Below are 14,148 nucleotides of genomic sequence, written 5' to 3' on the forward strand. Positions count from 1 at the left end.
CGCCTATCTGACGACTCTGTCAGTCGTGGGGACGCATAATGGCTTCGGCCGCTGAACAACTCGCCGCAAACATGAACATGGGCTCGTTCGCCAAGGCGACCGAGCTGCACAAGCGCCTGCTGTTCACGCTGGGCGCGCTGCTGGTCTATCGGATCGGGACCTATGTGCCGATCCCGGGGATCAACTCCCAGGCCTTCCTGCAGTTCTTCCAGAACCCGGATCAGTCGCGCGGCATCCTGGACATGTTCAACATGTTCTCGGGCGGCGCGGTCGAGCGCATGGCCATCTTCGCGCTGAACGTGATGCCCTACATCTCGGCGTCCATCATCGTGCAGCTGATGGGCACGGTGTATCCGCCGTGGGAAAAGCTGAAGAAGGAAGGCGGCGAAAGCGGCCGCAAGCAGCTGAACCAGTACACCCGCTATCTGACGGTGTTCCTGGCGCTGGCGCAATCGTTCGGCATCGCCGTGGGCCTGAACAGCACGGCCGGTCTGGTCGACAATCCGGGCATCTTCTTCATCGCCTCGACGGTCGTGACCCTGACCGGCGGGACCATGTTCCTGATGTGGCTGGGCGAGCAGGTGACGGCGCGCGGCGTCGGCAACGGCATCTCGCTGATCATCTTCGCCGGCATCGTGGCGGTGCTGCCGTCCACGGTGGCGCGCCTGCTGGGCCTGGCCCAACAGGGGCAGATGTCGGCCTTCGCCCTGCTGTTCATCGCCGTGCTGGCGGTGGCCACGGTCGTCTTCATCGTCTTCATGGAACGCGCCCAGCGCCGGCTGCTGATCCAGTATCCGAAGCGCCAGGAAGGCAACCGCATGGCGGGGGGCGAACGCTCGTTCCTGCCGCTGAAGGTCAACACCGCCGGCGTCATTCCGCCGATCTTCGCCTCGTCGCTGCTGATGCTGCCGACGACGGTGGCGACCATGACGGCCAACGCCGACCTGCCGCCCTGGATGAGCTGGCTGCCGCTGGTGACGGCGCAGCTGACGCACGGCCAGCCGCTGTTTATGGCGCTGTACGCCGCGCTGATCATCTTCTTCTGCTTCTTCTACACCTCGATCACCTTCAATCCGGAGGACACGGCCGAGAACCTGCGCAAGTACGGCGGCTTCCTGCCGGGCATCCGTCCGGGCAAGCGCACGGCCGAGTATCTGGACTATGTCCTGACCCGCCTGACGGTGATCGGCGCCGCCTACATCACCGCCGTCTGCCTGCTGCCGGAGTTCCTGGTCGCCCAGATGGGCAACAGCCTCTACTTCGGCGGAACGTCTATCTTGATCGTGGTGTCGGTGACGATGGACACTGTCGCCCAGATCCAGTCGCAGCTGCTGGCCCACCAGTACGAGGGGCTGATCAAGAAGGCGAAGCTGCGGGGTCGCGGCGGTCGCGGGGCGCCCGCGCCGGTCCGTCGCTGAGCATAGACTTCAAGGCCTCGGGGAGGGCTGACGCGTGAACTTGATTCTGTTCGGACCGCCGGCGGCGGGCAAGGGCACCCAGGCCAAGCGGCTGGTGGAGGAGAAGGGCATGGTCCAGCTCTCCACCGGCGACATGCTGCGGGCGGCCATCGCCTCGGGCTCGGAACTGGGGCTGAAGGTCAAGGACGTGCTGGCCCGTGGCGACCTGGTCACCGACGAGATCGTCATCGCCCTGATCGAGGATCGCCTGCCCGAGGCCGAGGCCGCCGGCGGCGCCATCTTCGACGGCTTTCCCCGCACAGTGGCCCAGGCCGAGGCGCTGGACGCCATGCTGGAAAAGCGCGGAGCCCGGATCGACGCCGTGGTCCGGCTGAAGGTCGACGACGCCGCCCTGACCGAACGGATCGCCAAGCGGTTCGCCGACCAGGGCCGCCCGGACGACAATCCCGAGACCTTCAAGGACCGGCTGGCCGTCTATAACAAGCAGACGGCCCCGCTGCTGCCCTATTACGAGGCGCAGGGGAAGCTGACCGAGGTGGACGGCATGGGCGACATCGCCTCCGTCGCCAGGGCGATCGATGGGGCGATCGACGGGGCCCTGGCCTGAAAGCCGGTTTCGGGCGTTTGATCGCCTGATGACGAAAGAGCCCCTCAGGATGACCGCAAGGCGCGCCCGCAGACGCTGGCGCGCCTTCGCCATATTCGCCGGCGTGGCCGCAGCCGAGATCGGGCTGTTTCTGCTGTTGGGGCAGGTGCGCGGGATGCGCCCGCCGGCCGTGCAGGAGCCGCCCGCCTTCGAGGTCGTGCTGTACGATCCCCCGCCGCCGATCTCGTCGGAGCCCCCGTCGCCGGAGGCGGGGGAGGGGCCCCGGCCGCGCCGTCGCGCGTGCATGCCCCGTCGCCGCCGCCCCGCCAGCCGCCGCCCTCGCCGATCCCGTCGCCGCCCGTTCCCGCGCCGCAGCCTGACCCCATCGTCGTGGGCGCGGCGCCGTCGCCGTCGCCCTCCGCCGGTTTCGGCCAGGGCGGAGAGGGAACGGGGGCGGGCGCGGTATCGGGCGCCGGCGACGGGCCGGGGCGGGGATCGACCGGGCCGCGCCTGATCACGGGGCCCACGATTGGCCAGATCGCGCCTGCCATCCGCGGAATGCGCGTAGCCGATACGGCCGCGCGGAACTGTCCTGCGTCATCCGCGCCGATCGGCGGCTGGAAGCGTGTCGGGTGGTCAGCGAGGATCCTCCCGGCCTGGGCTTCGGCGCGGCGGGACAATGCGCCGTGGTCAACTTCCGCTTTCAGCCCCCGACCGAGGACGGCCGATCCCTGGACGGGCAGAGGGTGACGGTGGGGATCGACTTCGGGCGGCCGCGCTGACGTTGACACCGGACCGCTCCAGCCGCTTCAGTCCAGGGGGTGTCGAGGGGGCTTTCACGATGATCCGCGGACTGATGACGGCGACGGCGCTGGCCCTTGTGCTGGCGACCGGCGCGACGGGGCCGGCCCCGGCGGCGACGGCGCCGGCCCCTGCGGCGTCGGAACAGCGGACGGACGGCCTGTTTCCCCTGATCGTCGATGCGGACGAGGGCGCGGTGAAGATCGAACTGCCTGCGCCGGGCGCGGACGGCGTCATGGCCCGGGTGATCCACTTCACCACCCTGAGGACAGGGGTCGGATCGGCGGTGACGGGCCTGGACCGGGCCCAGATCGGGCCGACGCACATCCTTGTGTTCCGCAGGATGGGCGACCGGGTGGTCATCGAATACGAGAACCCGACCTATCGCGCCGAGGCCGGGTCTGGCGACGAGCAGGCCGCCGCGCGCGACGCCTTCCTGCGCTCGGTCGTCTGGTCCGGCCCGATCGACCGCCGCACCGAGGACGGCGGCGCCGTGGTCGACATCGGCAAGTTCCTGACCTGGGACTCCACCGGCATCGCCGCCGCGCTGAAGCAGGCGGGGCAGGGCGCCTTCAAGCCCGTCGCTGACCTGAGCCTGGTCGACGCCTCGGCCGCGCGTGTGTTCCCGGAGAACCTGGAACTGGAGGCGCTGCTGACCTTCTCGTCCGACGATGCGGGGCGCGAGGTGTCGCGGATCGCGCCCGACGGCCGGCTGGTCAGCTTCGCCGTGCACCACAGCTTCGTCAAACTGCCGGACGCCGGATACGAGGTCCGGCCTTTCGATCCCCGCACGGGGGCGATGAACCAGGTGGTGCACGACTTCTCGGCCCCTCTGGACGCGCCCATCGCCCGGCGACTGGCCGCGCGCTTCCGCCTGGAGAAGACCGATCCCGCCGCCGCGCGGTCGACGGTCAGGCAGCCCATCGTCTTCTATGTCGACCGCGCGGCGCCCGAGCCGATCCGTTCGGCCCTGGTGGAGGGCGCCTCCTGGTGGGGCGAGGCGTTCGACCGCGCAGGCTTCATCGACGCCTATCGCGTCGAGGTCCTGCCGGAAGGCGTCGATCCGATGGACGCCCGCTACAACGTCATCAACTGGGTCAACCGGGCGACGCGCAGCTGGTCCTACGGCCAGAGCGTGATCGATCCCCGCACGGGCGAGATCGTCAAGGGATCGGTCTTGCTGGGCTCGCTGCGCGTGCGCCAGGACATGATGATCCTGGAAGGCCTGGCCGGAGCGGCCCAGACCGGAAGCGGCGCCCAGGACGACGCCCAGCGCATCGCCCTGGCCCGCATTCGCCAGCTGGCGGCGCACGAGGTCGGCCACGCCATCGGCCTGATGCACAACTTCGCCGCCTCCACCCAGGACCGGGCCTCGGTGATGGACTATCCGACGCCGCGCATCGCCATCGGGCCGGACCAGACGCTGGACTTCTCGGACGCCTACGCGGTGGGCATGGGGGCGTGGGACGATTTCGCGATCGACTGGCTGTACGCGCCGGCCGACGCCGCGACCCTGGACCGCAAGGCCAGGGAAGGGGCCGCACGCCTGCGGTTCGTGTCCGACGCCGACGCGCGAAACGCCTGGGACGGCCAGCCGTGGGGCAGCCTGTGGGACGAGGGGGCGGATCCGGTGCAGGCGCTGGGCCACGCGATGCAGGTGCGGCGCATCGCCCTGTCGCGCTTCGGCCTGAACGTCCTGCCGGCCGGGTCGGCGGTGAACGACCTGCGCCGCCGCCTGGTCCCCATCTACCTGTTCCACCGTTATCAGGTGGATGCGGCCGCCAAGCTGATCGGCGGTGTCGACTATGGCTTTCCCATCGTGGGCGACGGCCGCGAGAGCGCCGCGCCGGTGTCGGCCGAGCGCCAGTCCCAGGCGCTGGAGGCGCTGCTGACGACGCTGGATCCCGCGGCCCTGACCCTGCCGGTTCCGCTGCTGGATCTGCTGGCCGCCCAGCAGTCCGGCGATACGGACGTCCAGCACCAGATCGAGGTCTTCCCCGCCGACACGGGCCGCGGGTTCGACGCGGGGGCCGCCGCCGACGTGGCCGCCGAGGTCACCCTGTCGGCCCTGTTCGCGCGCGAGCGGGTCAATCGCCTGATCGAGGCGACCGCGCGCGATCCCGGCGCCTTGGGACTGCCGCAGGTTCTGGCGCGGACGTCGGCCGTCGTCTTCGCCCCGGCCGAGGGGCGGCCGTCCGAGGCGGCGCGGCGTGTGCAGGCGCGCTATGTGCTGACGCTGGCGGAGCTGAGGCGCGGCGGCGGCCTGTCCACCACCGCCGCCGCCCTGATCGACCAGGACCTGGCGACGACGGGCCAGAGGCTGCGCGGCTCGCGCGCCGCCGATCCGGTGCAGCGGGCGCACGATCGCTGGCTGGGCGCGCTGCTGGCGGATCGCGAGCGGCTGGAGCAGATGTTGAAGGATCGCCGCCACCCCGTCGCCGTGCCGCCGGGAAGCCCCATCGGCGATCAGGATTGCTGGCTGTGCGCCGCAAGCGCGGTCACGACCGTTGACGCCCGGTGAATCATCTGTATAAGGGCGCCTTCCCGCGAAGGGCGCCACGCTCCTGGTCTGTTGACCGGAGCGTTTGTTGCGTCTGACTAACGCGTATCTGGAGAATTTCGTGGCCCGTATCGCTGGCGTCAATATCCCGACCAACAAGCGCGTTGAAATCGCGCTTCAGTACATCCACGGCATCGGCCCCGCCGCCGCCAAGGACATCACCGAAAAGGTCGGCATCGAGCCGGCGCGTCGCGTGAACCAGCTGACGGACGCCGAAGTCCTGCAGATCCGCGAGACCATCGACAAGGATCACACCGTCGAGGGCGACCTGCGCCGCGAGACGTCGATGAACATCAAGCGTCTGATGGACCTGGCCTGCTATCGCGGCCTGCGTCACCGCAAGGGCCTGCCGGTCCGCGGTCAGCGCACGCACACCAACGCCCGCACCCGCAAGGGTCCGGCCAAGCCGATCGCCGGCAAGAAGAAGTAAGAAAGGGCTGATCCGATGGCTAAGGAACCGGGTCGCGTAAAGCGCCGCGAACGCAAGAACATCACCTCGGGCGTCGCCCACGTGAACGCCAGCTTCAACAACACCATGGTGACCATCACCGACGCGCAAGGGAATGCGATTTCCTGGTCGTCGGCCGGCCACATGGGCTTCAAGGGTTCGCGCAAGTCGACCCCGTATGCGGCCCAGATGGCGGCGGAAGACGCCGGCAAGAAGGCCCAGGAGCACGGCCTGAAGACGCTGGAAGTCAACGTTTCGGGTCCGGGTTCCGGCCGTGAATCGGCCCTGCGCGCCCTGCAGGCCGTCGGCCTGACGATCACCACCATCCGTGACGTCACCCCGATGCCGCACAACGGCTGCCGTCCGCCCAAGCGCCGCCGCGTCTAAGACGCGACGCCGACGGAAAGCACCCCCATCTCCGTCGGTTCCACCATGGCCTCGTCGACAAGGCCGGAACCGACGAAACCCGTTCGAGGGACCAAATGATCGAAAGAAACTGGCAAGAGCTGATCCGTCCCGAGAAGCCGCAGATCGAGACCGGTTCCGACGCCCAGCGCAAGGCGCGTCTGGTGGCTGAGCCTCTGGAGCGCGGTTTCGGCGTGACGCTCGGCAACGCCCTGCGCCGCGTGCTGCTGTCCTCGCTGCAAGGCGCGGCGGTGACGGCCATCCAGATCGACGGCGTCGTTCACGAATTCTCGTCGCTGGAAGGCGTCCGTGAGGACGTCGTGGACATCGTTCTGAACATCAAGCAACTGGCCCTTCGCATGCATGCCGAAGGTCCCAAGCGCATGACCCTGCGCGCCACGGGCCCCGGCCCGGTGACCGCCGGCCAGATCGACGTTCCGGCCGACATCGAGGTTCTGAACCCCGACCATGTCATCTGCACGCTGGACGACGGCGCGTCCGTCCGCATGGAACTGACCGTCCAGAACGGCAAGGGCTATGTCGCGGCCGAGTTCAACCGTCCGGAAGACGCGCCGATCGGCCTGATCGCCGTCGACGCCCTGTATTCGCCGGTGAAGCGCGTCGCCTATCGCGTCGAGCCGACCCGCCAGGGCCAGTCGCTGGACTATGACAAGCTGCTGCTGGAAGTTGAGACCAACGGCGCCGTGTCGCCTGTGGACGCCGTGGCCTACGCCGCGCGCATCCTGCAGGACCAGCTGCAGATCTTCATCACCTTCGAGGAACCGACCAAGGCGGTCGAGGCTTCGGAAGGCAAGCCGGACCTGCCGTTCAACCCGGCCCTGCTGAAGAAGGTCGACGAGCTGGAACTGTCGGTCCGCTCGGCCAACTGCCTGAAGAACGACAACATCGTCTACATCGGCGACCTGATCCAGAAGACCGAGGGCGAAATGCTTCGCACCCCGAACTTCGGCCGCAAGTCGCTGAACGAGATCAAGGAAGTGCTGGCGACCATGGGCCTCAGCCTCGGCATGGACGTGCCGAACTGGCCGCCGGAAAACATCGAAGACCTGGCCAAGAAGTTCGACGACCAGATCTGAGTTCAACCCTCCGCCCGTCTCCCGCTGGGAGAGAGTCGGGGCGGTTAGAAGGATACGGGCCTAGGTCTCCTCAAGGGAGATACCGGGACCGGAGTAGGAGAGACCACGATGCGCCACGGCGCCGCCTATCGTAAGCTCGGTCGCACGACCAGCCACCGCACCGCGATGTTCGCCAACATGGCCGCTTCGCTGATCAAGCACGAGCAGATCACCACGACCCTGCCCAAGGCGAAGGAACTGCGTCCCTTCGTCGAGAAGCTGGTCACGCTCGGCAAGAAGGGCGACCTTCACGCCCGTCGTCAGGCCATCAGCCAGGTCCGCGACGTGACCCAGGTCGGCAAGCTGTTCGAGACCCTGGCTCCGCGCTATTCCGAGCGCAACGGCGGCTACATCCGCATCATGAAGGCCGGCTTCCGTCACGGCGACAACGCCCCGATGGCCGTGATCGAGTTCGTCGATCGTGACGTCGAGGCCAAGGGCAAGGACTCCGGTCCGGTCCTGTCGTTCGACGACGGCGAGGAATAAGGGTCGACCCGTTCGAACCCAGACGCCGAAAGGGCGGTCGGAGCGATCCGGCCGCCCTTTTTCTTTGGCGCGGGCTGGGCCATGAAGCACGCCATGAACGCCGAGAGCCCCGTCCATATCGTCGATTACCATCCCCGGCACGCCGCAGCCTGGGCGCAACTGAACCAAGCCTGGCTGGCGGAAGGCGGCTTTGCGATCGAGGCGAAGGACCGGCGATCGATCGACGATCCGGAAGGCGTCTTCCTGGTCCCCGGCGGCCGCATCTTCATCGCCGAACGGGACGGCGCGGCGGTCGGCTGTTGCGCCCTGATCCGGCTGGAGGACGGTTTCGAGGTGTCGAAGATGACCGTCACGCCGGCCGCGCGGGGACGGGGACTGGCGCGGCGGCTGCTTGACGCCTGCGAGGCGGCGGCGCGGCAGACGCAGGCGAAGCGGCTATATCTGGAAACCAACAGCGGCCTGGCGCCTGCGATCGCCCTGTACGAAAGCGTCGGTTTCATCCACCTGCCGGCGCGGCCCACGCCCTATGCGCGGGCCGACGTCTTCATGGAAAAGCGGCTCTAGGCCTATTCCTTGGACAGGTCCTGGCGCTGGAACCAGACGATGGCGCCGACCAGGGGGGCCAGGGTCCAGGACACCAGACCCAACACGCCCTTGGCGAGCGCCTGGGGCGGCAGGTCCCCGGCGGCCGCACCGCCCAGGATGACGGCCTTCAGCAGATCGGCGGCCATGCCGGGCGTCAAGAGCGGCGTCAGCCAGCCATCGGGCGAAACGCCCATGGACGCCAGCAGCTTGGGCAGGAAGAACTGGCCGACCCCGACGACCAGCGGCACGAACAGGGCCGCCAACAGCGAGCGGGTCGTCACCGCCGCCAGAAGGCCCAGCATGACGAACTGGACGATGCGGCCCCAGCCCAACAGGGTCAGCCACGCCAGGTCGGCCGTCTGGGCGCCCGTCAGGCTGAACGTCAGGGCGCGTTCGAACACCACCGCCTTGACCAAGTTGGAGGCGATGTCGCCGATCAGCACCGCGATCGTCGCGGCGATGGTCAGACCGACCACCACCACGACCTTGCCCAGCAACAGGTTGGGCCGGCGGTTGCGGGCCGTGGTCAGACGCCACGTCTCCCAGCGATAGTCGCCGGCGAAGACCGTGGCCGCGCCGATCAGCACGAACATCAGCACCGCCGGATTGGCGAACTCGGCCGCGCTGGCGACAAGGCCCGCGCCCAGGTCCAGCGGAGCGCTGTTCAGCCCCAGCTCGGGCGGCAGCTTGCCGGCAAGCTTGGCCTCGTTGACCTTGGCGAAGATGAAGGTCGCGGCCGAAATCAGCAGGCCGACGACCGGCACGAACAGCAGGCTCCAGAACAGGGCCGTGCGGTTCTTGGACAGGCGATAGGATTCGGCGCGGATCGCATCAACCAGCATGGGCGGTCCCCTTCGCGGCGCCGGCCTGCACGCCGGTCCAGCCGGTCTCGGTCATGAAGACGTCTTCCAGGTCGGCGCCGATCCATCGGGCCTCCTCGATCTCCACCCCGGCTTCGACCAGGGCGCGGATGACGGCCGGGGTTTCCGACCGGGCGATGGCGGCCACCACGGCGTCGCCGTCCAGGCTGGCGCGGTCGCCCAGAACGCCCAGGGCCCTGGCCAGGGGCGTCACCGACAGTCGAAGCCGTTCGCCCGACGCCGTCAGGTCAGAGACCCGACCCTCGGTGATGACCCGCCCCTTGTTGAAGATGGCGACGCGATCGCAGACGCGCTGGACTTCCTGCAACTGGTGGCTGGCCAGGATGACGGTGACGCCGTCGTCGTCGGCCAGGCTGCGGATCAGGGCGCGCATCTCCTGAATGCCGGGCGGATCCATGCCGCTGGTGGGTTCGTCCAGGATGACGAGGTCGGGACGGGTCATCAGGGCGGCGGCGACGCCCAGCCGCTGCAGCATGCCGACGGAAAAGCCGCGCACGCGCCGATCGGCCGCCTCGGCCAGGCCGACGCGGTCCAGCCAGCCTGCGATGTCGGTTGGGGTGACGCCGCCGTGCGCCCGCCCCAGCCATTCCAGGACCTGACGCGCGGTGAGGAAGGGCGGAAAGCGCGGCGTCTCGATCATCGAGCCCATGCGCCGCATCGCCGCCGCGTCGCCTATGCGGCCGCCCATGACAATCGCCTCACCCCCGGTCGGGCGGATCAGGCCCAGCAAGGTGCGGAACAGCGTCGACTTGCCGGCGCCGTTGGGCCCCAGGACGCCGTACACCCCGCCGCGCGGGATCGACAGGTCCAGCCCGTCCAGCGCCTTCACTGTCCCATAGGTCTTGGTCAGGCCGCGGGTTTCGATGACGGTTTCCATGCCGTCGAGCTTGGCCCGCGAACGCCGATCTCACAAGGCTTTGCGACGCTGTCCCCGATTAAGTTTGGGCAATGATCGGCGCGCGCCGAACGCGTCCTTCAGGCCGGTCGGCGGCGAGCGCGCTCAGTTCGGACGTATGACCATGCAGGTCACCCGACGTTCGGCCAGGGCGTCGCAGGCGGCCTTGGCGCCGACTTCCGTCAATCCGACGAAGCGCGACCGATACCATTCGCCCGCCGCCTGGACGTTGCGCTCGGCGCCGGCGAACTGGGACCGGAAGCGGCGGTGCACCTCGGTCAGCCAGTCGTTGGCGATCTTCTCCTCGCGGAAGGCGCCGACCTGGACCGCCCAACCGCCCGAGGACGCCCGCGCCGGCTCGCGCGAGGGCGGCGGCGCCGAAAGACGGCTTCCGGCCGTGGCGTTCAGCGCCGCGGTCAGGGTTTGCGGCCGGGAAGCCGCGACGCGCTCGGACGGGGAGGGGGCGACCCGCGTCGGCAGGGCCGCCGGCGCCGGCGCGGCGGTGTAGGAAACCTGGGTCGCCTCTCCGCCGATGTCGGCGTCCTCGGCCACAGAGGCGTAGGCGACCGGGGCGTTCGGAGACAGGTCGCCGCCGACGCCGAAGCCGCGCTGCTCGAAGAACAACTGCGCCACCTGAATGGCCTCGCCCTGGGCGCGGCGGCGCTCGACCTCGAAGCCGGTGTCCATCAGTTCCGCGACATGGGCGTTGCGGCTGGCGGTGGAGCGTCCCCCCAGCACGATGGTGATCAGCCGCTTGCCGTCCCGCACGGCCGAGGCGGCCAGGTTGTAGCCCGAGGCGTTGGTGTAGCCGGTCTTCATGCCGTCGTAGCCGTTTCCGGTCGCCAGCAGGCCGTTGGTGTTGCGATAGTCGCGGCCGTTGTAGGCCCAGTCGTGCAGGCCGAAATAGCTGTAGTACTGGGGAAAGTCGCGCATGATGGCCCGCGCCAGGATGGCCTGGTCCCGCGCCGAGGTCAGTTGGCGGGCGTCCGGCAGACCGTTGGCGGTGACATAGCGCGTCTGGGTCATGCCCAACTGCTCGGCCTTCAGCGTCATCATGTTGGTGAAGCGGGCCTCGGAGCCGCCGATGTGTTCGCCGATGGCGACGGCCATGTCGTTGGCCGACCGGACGGCCGTGGCGCGCATGGCGTTGTCCAGGGTGATGGTCTGGCCGGCGGCCAGCCCCAGCTTGGACGGCGGTTGCGACGCCGCGCGCGGCGAGATGGTCAGCACGTCGGTCAGGTGGACCCGGCCCTCGTTCAACGCCTCGAACGTCAGATAGAGGGTCATCATCTTCGTCAGCGACGCGGGATAGCGGCGGCTGTCGGCGTGGCGGGCGAAAAGCACTTCGCCGGTCTCGGCGTCGACGACGATGGCCGCGTAGCGGGTGTTCTCTTGCGCCAGGGTGGGCTGGGCCGCGCCCAGCCAGAGCACCGTCAAGGCCAGGACGGCGAGGAGGCTGCGACGGAGAACTTCAATCATAAGCATACGCCCTCGGTAAGCAGGGTTTGCGGCAGGCCCCCAGCCGACGCGTCGAGGAGGCTAGCATAGCCCGCCGGGGTTTCATGGTGGTTAACCGACCGTCAACGGGAATTTGAAGCCTCGACAAGGTTATCAGCGATCATATTGTGCGGCGCACAATTTTTCATTGACCGCACTTCGCACTTGCAGCATAAGGCCGCCATCAGACTTCCGACGCCCGCGCCCCGACGGGCCTTACAGACGGAGACGAGACAATGGCTGACACCGCTGAGACCGTGAAGAAGACCGCCGACCAGGCGACCGCCGCCGCGACCTCGGCCGCCGCCAAGGCCAAGGCTCAGGCCGAGACCTTTCAGGCCGCCGGCGCCAACGCGTTTCGCGAAGGCATCGACAAGTCGGTTGCGTCGATGGGCGAACTGAACGCGCACGGCAAGAAGAACCTGGACGCCCTGGTCGAGTCGGCCGCCGTGGCCCAGAAGGGCGCCGAGGCCCTGTCGCAACAGGCGATGGGCTTCGCCAAGGCTTCGTGGGAAGACGGCGTCGCCGCCAGCAAGGACCTGTCTGGCGCCCGTTCGGTGCAGGAGTTCTTCGAACTGCAAACCACCTGGGCCAAGAAGGCGATGGAACGCTACGTCGCCGAACTGTCCAAGACGAACGAGATCGTCACCACGACCGTCAAGGATAGCTTCAAGCCGATCAACGAGCGCGTGACCGCCTCGGTCGAGACCTTCCAGGCCGCGCGCTGAGCCTGATCCTCGATCGGATGACCAAGGCCCCGGCGGAATCGCCGGGGCCTTTTCATTTGGCGTATGCGTATTTGACAAACCTGTGGACCGCTAGTCGCGGTGGAGGCAGTGGTCGCAGAGGCTAACTTCGCCAATGTGGCCCTCATGTAGCGGGAACGACCGGCCACAATGGATGCACTCTGCTGTTGGGCCGACGCAACTCCTCGGCCTAACGTCTTTCGCCAGGTCCGCCGCCTTCCGTCGATCGGCCTCGGCCTCGCGCTCTTTGTCGCTAAACCCGCTCACGGCTTTTTTTCGGCTTCCGGCTTCGGCGCGGTCGCTACCCGCCGCACCTTCTCTTCAAAGGCGGCTTCGTCCTCGTCGCACTCTAGCTCGCGCGCAAGTTCGCGGAACTTGTCCGCCTGGGTCTTGGGGTCAGCGTCGGGTCGCACGTTTCGCCACCTTGTCCAAGACTTCGACCAGGACCCTCGCACCATCCCAAGTGCCAAGCTCTAGGTCGCTGTTCATTGCTCTCGATTGGGTTCGTATGCTCACACGCTTCGTGTTCGTCTCTTGATAGATCAGGAACGGAATCACGTTTTCCTCCCCCTTCAGCTCCAGCTCCTTCGAAAGGAGGACCGCCTCAAGAGCGCGGTGTTCGGTTATCCCGGCAAAGATGGCTACGCGTCGCCCGCTCTTATGCTTGACCAAAACGTCGACAACGTAATCTTTCAGGCCCTCAGCCGCTGGCTCGTCGACGCCGATGTCGGCCTCCGCCCCGAACCTGTCCGCCAGCGCCGCTACGAGATCATCGCGGAACGTACTGGCGACCCTGTCGCGCGTCGTGAAGACCATGTCCTGCAGGCGGTGCATAAAGGCGAGGAAGCGTGCCGCTCCTTCACCGGCCTGCTGCCCCGACAACCAAGCCGTCTGGAAACGCATCGCCACTTGGTCGAACTCGACCCCGTGCTCTTCCATCAAGCCGCTGAGGATTCCGAGGCGGGTGTCGGTAGAGAAGTCTACCCCCGCTCCCTCAAGCTCCGCATAGGAGGCGGCGTCGTCCTCGATACGGACGCGACCGCCGTCAAGGCGCGCGTAGAACGTGAGGGCGTCGCCGGTAAACCATGTAAATGGGGAACGGATTGCGTACCCCATTTTCAACCTGCGAACTTCAAATCCCCCACAGAGGGCTTCGCAAATGTCGTCCTGAATATTCAACACAAGCCTCCCTGTTCTTCGAAGCGATAACGCTTGGCTGCGATGGAAAGAGCGTTGGCCTTTGTGACCGGAAAATCCTCACTCCAACGTTTACCGCCGGACTTGGGCCACCCCACCATGCGGTTTTTATCGCGAAGCACGTTAGGAAAAGTTTCCCACACATTACCCTTTATCAGGTGGCAGTGCCAGAGCTTGTGCGATGTGTGTAGTTCATGGTGACACAGAACCAAGCAGCCCTTCTGATGGTCCAACGCGAGTACTGCCGAGAACCGTTCTGTCTCTTCGCTGAGAAGGATCAGGACGCGGTAGTGCTCACCCAGCGCGTCAAACTCCACCAGCCGCCAATCCCAAGATGGGCCGTATTTAAGGGCGCGCCCCAGCGGCAATGCAGCATTGGGCACCTTCCCAGACTTCCACGGCCCAATCTGCACATTGGATTTTGGCGCGCGGATAATGTCCACCAAAGTCAGCATTGTGCCCCTCCCATGCGACAACGTTAGGTCGGGCGGACGAGCTACCGCAAGT

Annotated in this window: 16 protein-coding genes; 10 read left to right on the forward strand and 6 right to left on the reverse strand. The window is 67.5% G+C overall.

Features of this window, described 5'->3' with window-relative positions; genetic code table 11:
* Window positions 1-38: 38 nt before the first annotated feature.
* The 9 genes from secY (at window position 39) to MU852_RS16190 (ending at window position 8,404) form a co-directional block, all read left to right on the forward strand.
* Window positions 39-1,418: a preprotein translocase subunit SecY gene (gene secY / locus MU852_RS16145; protein WP_249750403.1), complete on the forward strand. Its 1,380-nt coding sequence runs from the start codon at window positions 39-41 to the stop codon at window positions 1,416-1,418.
* A 34-nt stretch (window positions 1,419-1,452) separates the two neighbouring features.
* Complete coding sequence (locus MU852_RS16150) at window positions 1,453-2,025, forward strand: adenylate kinase (RefSeq protein WP_249750404.1); 573 nt, start codon at window positions 1,453-1,455, stop codon at window positions 2,023-2,025.
* Between the two features lie 611 nt (window positions 2,026-2,636).
* Entirely contained in the window at window positions 2,637-2,786 is a 150-nt protein-coding gene (locus tag MU852_RS16160; RefSeq protein ID WP_249750405.1) for a hypothetical protein, read from the forward strand.
* A 59-nt stretch (window positions 2,787-2,845) separates the two neighbouring features.
* Window positions 2,846-5,326: a zinc-dependent metalloprotease gene (locus tag MU852_RS16165; protein ID WP_283843676.1), complete on the forward strand. Its 2,481-nt coding sequence runs from the start codon at window positions 2,846-2,848 to the stop codon at window positions 5,324-5,326.
* Window positions 5,327-5,426: 100 nt separating this feature from the next.
* Window positions 5,427-5,795, forward strand: coding sequence for a 30S ribosomal protein S13 (rpsM, locus tag MU852_RS16170; RefSeq protein ID WP_249750406.1), 369 nt, complete (start codon window positions 5,427-5,429; stop codon window positions 5,793-5,795).
* 15 nt (window positions 5,796-5,810) lie between these two features.
* A complete protein-coding gene (gene rpsK / locus MU852_RS16175) occupies window positions 5,811-6,200 on the forward strand; it encodes a 30S ribosomal protein S11 (RefSeq protein WP_054765476.1) in 390 nt (129 codons plus the stop codon).
* Window positions 6,201-6,295: 95 nt separating this feature from the next.
* Window positions 6,296-7,315: a DNA-directed RNA polymerase subunit alpha gene (locus tag MU852_RS16180; RefSeq protein WP_249750407.1), complete on the forward strand. Its 1,020-nt coding sequence runs from the start codon at window positions 6,296-6,298 to the stop codon at window positions 7,313-7,315.
* A gap of 108 nt (window positions 7,316-7,423) precedes the next feature.
* Window positions 7,424-7,840 carry a 50S ribosomal protein L17 gene (rplQ, locus tag MU852_RS16185; RefSeq protein WP_249750408.1) on the forward strand — a complete coding sequence of 139 codons (417 nt, stop codon included), beginning with the start codon at window positions 7,424-7,426 and terminating at the stop codon, window positions 7,838-7,840.
* 81 nt (window positions 7,841-7,921) lie between these two features.
* Entirely contained in the window at window positions 7,922-8,404 is a 483-nt protein-coding gene (locus MU852_RS16190) for a GNAT family N-acetyltransferase (protein ID WP_249750409.1), read from the forward strand.
* Between the two features lie 2 nt (window positions 8,405-8,406).
* Here the strand turns inward: MU852_RS16190 and MU852_RS16195 are convergent, their stop codons facing one another.
* The 3 genes from MU852_RS16195 to MU852_RS16205 form a co-directional block, all read right to left on the reverse strand.
* Window positions 8,407-9,267, reverse strand: coding sequence for a hypothetical protein (locus MU852_RS16195; RefSeq protein ID WP_249750410.1), 861 nt, complete (start codon window positions 9,265-9,267; stop codon window positions 8,407-8,409).
* The gene (locus MU852_RS16200) at window positions 9,257-10,183 is read right to left on the reverse strand and encodes an ABC transporter ATP-binding protein (RefSeq protein ID WP_249750411.1); all 927 of its coding nucleotides are present in this window, start codon (window positions 10,181-10,183) and stop codon (window positions 9,257-9,259) included. Before MU852_RS16200 ends, MU852_RS16195 begins: the two co-directional genes overlap by 11 nt.
* A 123-nt stretch (window positions 10,184-10,306) precedes the next feature.
* Window positions 10,307-11,680 carry a D-alanyl-D-alanine carboxypeptidase gene (locus MU852_RS16205; protein WP_249750412.1) on the reverse strand — a complete coding sequence of 458 codons (1,374 nt, stop codon included), beginning with the start codon at window positions 11,678-11,680 and terminating at the stop codon, window positions 10,307-10,309.
* 254 nt (window positions 11,681-11,934) lie between these two features.
* Here MU852_RS16205 and MU852_RS16210 point away from each other — a divergent pair, with 254 nt between their 5' ends.
* Window positions 11,935-12,426, forward strand: coding sequence for a phasin family protein (locus tag MU852_RS16210; RefSeq protein WP_249750413.1), 492 nt, complete (start codon window positions 11,935-11,937; stop codon window positions 12,424-12,426).
* Window positions 12,427-12,707: 281 nt separating this feature from the next.
* Here MU852_RS16210 and MU852_RS16215 read toward each other — a convergent pair whose 3' ends face one another.
* Genes MU852_RS16215 through MU852_RS16225 form a run of 3 tightly spaced genes read right to left on the reverse strand, consistent with a single transcriptional unit; the run spans window position 12,708 to window position 14,096 of the window.
* Window positions 12,708-12,857 carry a hypothetical protein gene (locus MU852_RS16215; RefSeq protein ID WP_249750414.1) on the reverse strand — a complete coding sequence of 50 codons (150 nt, stop codon included), beginning with the start codon at window positions 12,855-12,857 and terminating at the stop codon, window positions 12,708-12,710.
* The gene (locus MU852_RS16220; RefSeq protein WP_249750415.1) at window positions 12,841-13,623 is read right to left on the reverse strand and encodes a DUF1828 domain-containing protein; all 783 of its coding nucleotides are present in this window, start codon (window positions 13,621-13,623) and stop codon (window positions 12,841-12,843) included. The genes MU852_RS16215 and MU852_RS16220 overlap by 17 nt, the downstream gene beginning before the upstream one ends.
* Window positions 13,620-14,096 carry a hypothetical protein gene (locus MU852_RS16225; protein ID WP_249750416.1) on the reverse strand — a complete coding sequence of 159 codons (477 nt, stop codon included), beginning with the start codon at window positions 14,094-14,096 and terminating at the stop codon, window positions 13,620-13,622. Before MU852_RS16225 ends, MU852_RS16220 begins: the two co-directional genes overlap by 4 nt.
* Window positions 14,097-14,148 lie beyond the last annotated feature (52 nt).

The organism is Brevundimonas albigilva (assembly GCF_023503965.1).
GTDB lineage: Bacteria > Pseudomonadota > Alphaproteobacteria > Caulobacterales > Caulobacteraceae > Brevundimonas > Brevundimonas albigilva.

What these genes read in the sequence shown, in the direction of transcription:
- secY (WP_249750403.1), top strand. Translation starts at nt 39, where the DNA reads ATGGCTTCGGCCGCTGAACAACTCGCCGCAAACATGAACATGGGCTCG.
- MU852_RS16165 (WP_283843676.1), top strand. Translation starts at nt 2,846, where the DNA reads ATGATCCGCGGACTGATGACGGCGACGGCGCTGGCCCTTGTGCTGGCG.
- rpsK (WP_054765476.1), top strand. Translation starts at nt 5,811, where the DNA reads ATGGCTAAGGAACCGGGTCGCGTAAAGCGCCGCGAACGCAAGAACATC.
- MU852_RS16180 (WP_249750407.1), top strand. Translation starts at nt 6,296, where the DNA reads ATGATCGAAAGAAACTGGCAAGAGCTGATCCGTCCCGAGAAGCCGCAG.
- rplQ (WP_249750408.1), top strand. Translation starts at nt 7,424, where the DNA reads ATGCGCCACGGCGCCGCCTATCGTAAGCTCGGTCGCACGACCAGCCAC.
- MU852_RS16190 (WP_249750409.1), top strand. Translation starts at nt 7,922, where the DNA reads ATGAAGCACGCCATGAACGCCGAGAGCCCCGTCCATATCGTCGATTAC.
- MU852_RS16195 (WP_249750410.1), bottom strand. Translation starts at nt 9,267, where the DNA reads ATGCTGGTTGATGCGATCCGCGCCGAATCCTATCGCCTGTCCAAGAAC.
- MU852_RS16200 (WP_249750411.1), bottom strand. Translation starts at nt 10,183, where the DNA reads ATGGAAACCGTCATCGAAACCCGCGGCCTGACCAAGACCTATGGGACA.
- MU852_RS16205 (WP_249750412.1), bottom strand. Translation starts at nt 11,680, where the DNA reads ATGATTGAAGTTCTCCGTCGCAGCCTCCTCGCCGTCCTGGCCTTGACG.
- MU852_RS16210 (WP_249750413.1), top strand. Translation starts at nt 11,935, where the DNA reads ATGGCTGACACCGCTGAGACCGTGAAGAAGACCGCCGACCAGGCGACC.
- MU852_RS16225 (WP_249750416.1), bottom strand. Translation starts at nt 14,096, where the DNA reads ATGCTGACTTTGGTGGACATTATCCGCGCGCCAAAATCCAATGTGCAG.